The following is a 4,784-nucleotide window of genomic DNA, read 5'->3' as shown; positions in this document are numbered from 1 at the left end:
CTGCGCCAGCGCGTGACCGCGCTGAACCGCTTCATCCACGACGTCTACCACGGCCAGGAGATCATCAAGGCCGGCATCGTCCCCGGCGAGCAGATCTTCAAGAATGCGCAGTTCCGCCCCGAGATGATGGGCGTCGACGTGCCCGGCGGCGTCTACTCGCACATCTCCGGCATCGACATCGTGCGCGCCGCCAACCCCGACGGCAGCGGCTCGTACTACGTGCTCGAGGACAACCTGCGCGTGCCCAGCGGCGTGAGCTACATGCTCGAGAACCGCAAGATGATGATGCGGCTGTTCCCCGACCTGTTCAGCCAGCACCGCGTCGCGCCGGTCGCGCACTACCCCGACCTGCTGCTCGAAACCCTGCGCGCGGTCGCGCCGGCCGCGGTCAACGACCCGACCGTTGTCGTGCTGACGCCCGGCATGTACAACAGCGCGTACTTCGAGCACGCCTTCCTGGCGCAGCAGATGGGCGTCGAGCTGGTCGAGGGCCAGGACCTGTTCGTCAAGGACAACTTCGTCTACATGCGCACGACGCAGGGGCCGAAGCGGGTCGATGTGATCTACCGCCGCGTCGACGACGACTTCCTCGACCCGCTGGCCTTCCGCCCCGATTCGACGCTCGGCTGCGCCGGGCTGCTCAGCGTCTACCGCGCCGGCAACGTGACGCTGTCGAATGCCATCGGCACCGGCGTGGCCGACGACAAGTCGATCTACCCGTACGTGCCGAAGATGATCGAGTTCTACCTCGGCGAGAAGCCGATCCTGAACAACGTGCCCACCTACCAGTGCCGCGATGCGGAAGACCTGAAATACGTGCTGGCGCACCTCGGCGAGCTGGTCGTGAAGGAGGTGCACGGCGCCGGCGGCTACGGCATGCTGGTCGGGCCGGCCGCCACCAAGGACGAGATCGCCGATTTCCGCAAGGCCCTCGAGGCCAACCCCGCCGGCTACATCGCGCAGCCCACGCTGAGCCTGTCGACCTGCCCGACCTTCGTCGACAGCGGCATCGCGCCGCGCCACATCGACCTGCGCCCGTTCGTGCTGAGCGGCAAGACGGTGCAGATGGTGCCGGGCGGGCTGACGCGCGTCGCGCTGAAGGAAGGGTCGCTGGTCGTCAACTCGTCGCAGGGCGGCGGGACCAAGGACACCTGGGTGCTGGAAGCTTGAAGACATGGACGCCTGAGACAAAGGGAGATCAAGAACATGCTGTCGAGAACCGCCGATCATCTTTTCTGGATGGCCCGCTACATGGAGCGCGCGGAGAACACCGCCCGCATGCTGGACGTCAACTACCAGACCTCGCTGCTGCCGCAGTCGGCCGATGCCGCGGCCAACGGCTGGAAGGGGCTGCTGAGCATCTCCGAGCTGAGCCACGACTACGCGTCGCGCTACGGCGAGATCGATGCCCGCAAGGTGATGGACTACATGGTGAGCGACGAGCGCAACCCGTCGAGCATCTACAGCTGCCTGATGGCCGCGCGCGAGAACGCCCGCGCGGTGCGCGGCACGCTGACCACCGAGGTCTGGGAGACGCAGAACCAGACCTGGCTCGAGTTCCAGCGCATGCTGCGCCACAAGACCTTCCAGAAGGATCCCGGCGAGGGCTTCGAATGGGTCAAGTTCCGCTCGCACCTGTCGCGCGGCGTGACGGTGGGTACGATGCTGCAGGACGAGGCCTTCCACTTCCTGCGCATCGGCAGCTTCCTGGAGCGCGCCGACAACACCGCCCGCATGCTCGACGTGAAGTTCCACGCGGTCGAGAGCGAGTTCTTCGGCACCGGCTCGATGGGCAGCAACGGCAACGGCAACAACGGCAAGGACCAGGAGTACGACTTCTACCACTGGTCGGCGATCCTGCGCTCGGTGTCCGGCTTCGAGGTCTACCGCAAGGCCTACCGCAACGTGATCAAGCCCGAGAAGGTGGCCGAGCTGCTGATCCTGCGCGCCGACATGCCGCGTTCGCTCGCGGCCTGCATGGACGAGGTCGTCAACAACCTGCGCCAGGTGGCCAACGAGCAATCGTCGGACACGCTGCGCCGCGCCGGCCGCCTGCAGGCCGACCTGCGCTTCGGCCGCATCGACGAGATCCTCGCCACCGGGCTGCATGCCTTCCTCACGCAGTTCCTCGAACGCGTCGGCACGCTGGGGGTGGGCATCAGCCGGGACTTCCTGGTGCCTGTTGCGGCATGACTGCCGCATGACCGGCACAGGATGAAACTCGATATCCGGCACGTCACGCACTACGACTACAGCGCGCCGCTGCAGTACGCGCTGCAGTCGTTGTGCCTCACGCCCCAGGCGAGCGCGCACCAGACGGTGCTCGACTGGAACCTGTCCGCGCCCGGCCAGCTGTTCGCGCAGCGCGATGGCTTCGGCAACCTCGCCCACACCTGGAGCCTGCGCCAGCGCACGTACCGCGGCGTGGTGCGGGCCTCGGGCGTCGTGCGCACGCATGCCTCGCCTGCGCTGGTCGATGCCTGCATCGCGCCGGAGTTCTACCTGCGCGCGACGCCGCTGACAACGGCGACCGGCGCGCTCGCCGCGCTCGGCCGCCGCCACCTCGACGGCCCGGCCGATGAAGCGCGTGCGCTCGCGCTGGCCCTCGACGTGGCCGACCGCATCGCCTACGAGGGCGGCAGGACCACCACCCGCACCAGCGCCGCCGAGGCGCTCGCGCTCGGTGCCGGCGTCTGCCAGGACCAGGCGCATGTCTTCATCGCCGCCTGCCGCGCCGCCGGCGTGCCGGCGCGCTATGTCAGCGGCTATTTCCACGCGCCCGAAGCGCCCAGCCTCGCAAGCCATGCCTGGGTCGACGTCTGCGTCGACCGGGCCGCGAGGCGCTGGCTCAGCGTCGACATCACGCACCGCTGCCTGATGGACGAGCGCCACGTGCGCCTGGCCGTCGGCCCCGACTACGCCGCCTGCTCGCCGATCCGCGGCGTGCGCGAAGGCGGCGGCGACGAGACGATGCGGGTCAGCGTGGACATCGGCGTCCTGCCCGACGTCCCCGAGACCCTTCCCGAAACCGCCGTGCTCACCGCCCAGGAGCCTTGAATGTCCATCCATGTCGCGCTCAACCACGTGACCCACTACCGGTACGACCGGCCGATCAACCTGGGCCCGCAGACCATCCGGCTGCGGCCGGCGCCGCATTCGCGCACCCGGGTGCTGAGCTACTCGATGCGCATCGAGCCGGCAACGCACTTCATCAACTGGCAGCAGGATCCGCAGTCGAACTACCTGGCCCGGCTGGTGTTCCCGGACAAGACCACGTCGTTCCGCATCGAGGTCGACCTGGTGGTCGAGATGTCGGTGCTGAACCCGTTCGATTTCTTCCTCGAACCGGCGGCCGAGCATTTCCCGTTCGAGTACGACGCGTCGCTCGCGACCGAGCTGGAGCCGTACCGCCACAAGGCGCCGCTGACGCCGGCCTTCGAGAAGTACCTGGCCAGCATCTCGCGCGAGAAGATGCAGACCACCAACTTCCTGGTCGCGCTGAACCAGCGGCTGCAGAAGGACATCGGCTACCTGATCCGCATGGAGCCGGGTGTGCAGACGCCGGAGCAGACGCTGGTCAATGCGAGCGGCTCGTGCCGCGACTCCGGCTGGCTGCTGGTGCAGATCCTGCGCCACCTGGGCTTCGCGTCGCGCTTCGTGTCGGGCTACCTGATCCAGCTGAAGAGCGACGTGAAATCGCTCGACGGCCCGAGCGGCACCGAGGTCGACTTCACCGACCTGCATGCCTGGTGCGAGGTCTACCTGCCGGGCGCCGGCTGGATCGGCCTGGACCCGACGTCGGGCCTGCTGGCCGGCGAGGGCCACATCCCGCTCGCGTGCTCGCCGGAACCGTCGTCGGCCGCGCCGGTGAGCGGCGCGCTGGACGAGTGCGAGACCGAGTTCGAGCACACGATGAAGGTCACGCGCATCTGGGAGGCGCCGCGCGTGACGCTGCCGTACAGCGATGCGCAGTGGGGCGAGATCGAGGCGATGGGCCACCGCGTCGACGACGACCTGCGCCGCCACGACGTGCGGCTGACGCAGGGCGGCGAGCCGACCTTCGTCTCGGTGGACGACCGCGACGGCGCCGAATGGAACACCGACGCGATGGGGCCGACCAAGCGGCTGCTGAGCGCCGACCTGATGGACAGGCTGCGCCGCAAGTACGGCGACGGCGGGCTGCTGCACTACGGCCAGGGCAAGTGGTACCCGGGCGAGCAGCTGCCGCGCTGGTCGCTGAACCTGTTCTGGCGCAAGGACCGCGAACCGGTGTGGACGCACCCCGAGCTGTTCGCCGACGAACACAAGGACTACGGCGTCACCGACGTGCAGGCGCAGAAGTTCCTCGAGGGCGTCGCGCAGCGCCTCGGGCTGGACGGCAAGCATGTGTTCCCGGCCTATGAGGACGTCTGGTACTACCTGTGGCGCGAGCGCAAGCTGCCGGCCAACGTCGACCCGTTCGATGCGAAGCTCTCCGATGCGCTGGAGCGTGAGCGCCTGCGCAAGGTGTTCACCCAGGGCCTCGACAAGGTGGTCGGGCATGTCTTCCCGATCGCCCGCAACCCGGCGAAGAACGGCCCGCGCTGGCAGACCGGCCCGTGGTTCCTGCGCGCCGAGCGCTGCTACCTGATCCCGGGCGATTCGGCGATGGGCTACCGGCTGCCGCTCGATTCGCAGCCCTGGGCCAGGGACGCCGACCTGCCATGGGTGCATCCGCCAGATCAATCGCAGCCGTTCGCGCCGCTGCCGCCGTACCGCCGGCTGCGCCATGCGCAGGGTGGGAG

The 4,784-nt window shown here is 68.5% G+C and carries 4 protein-coding genes; all 4 read left to right on the top strand.

The features are described from left to right. Positions 1-1,170 (top strand): circularly permuted type 2 ATP-grasp protein (locus tag AC1D15_RS18460; protein WP_477827124.1); only part of this gene is annotated, 1,170 nt, incomplete at its 5' end. A gap of 36 nt (positions 1,171-1,206) precedes the next feature. Continuing rightward, on the top strand, positions 1,207-2,193 hold the full coding sequence (locus AC1D15_RS18455) for an alpha-E domain-containing protein (RefSeq protein WP_047502107.1): 987 nt from the start codon (positions 1,207-1,209) through the stop codon (positions 2,191-2,193). 21 nt (positions 2,194-2,214) lie between these two features. Further along, positions 2,215-3,057, top strand: coding sequence for a transglutaminase family protein (locus tag AC1D15_RS18450; RefSeq protein WP_465112120.1), 843 nt, complete (start codon positions 2,215-2,217; stop codon positions 3,055-3,057). Then, positions 3,058-4,784, top strand: a 1,727-nt coding sequence (locus AC1D15_RS18445; protein WP_477827123.1) for a transglutaminase family protein, incomplete at its 3' end; no start/stop codon positions are given.

Source organism: Rhizobacter sp. P2_H2 (assembly GCF_056403375.1).
The sequence above is the reverse complement of the archived record's forward strand: the minus strand, read 5'-3'. Positions and strand labels throughout refer to the sequence as shown.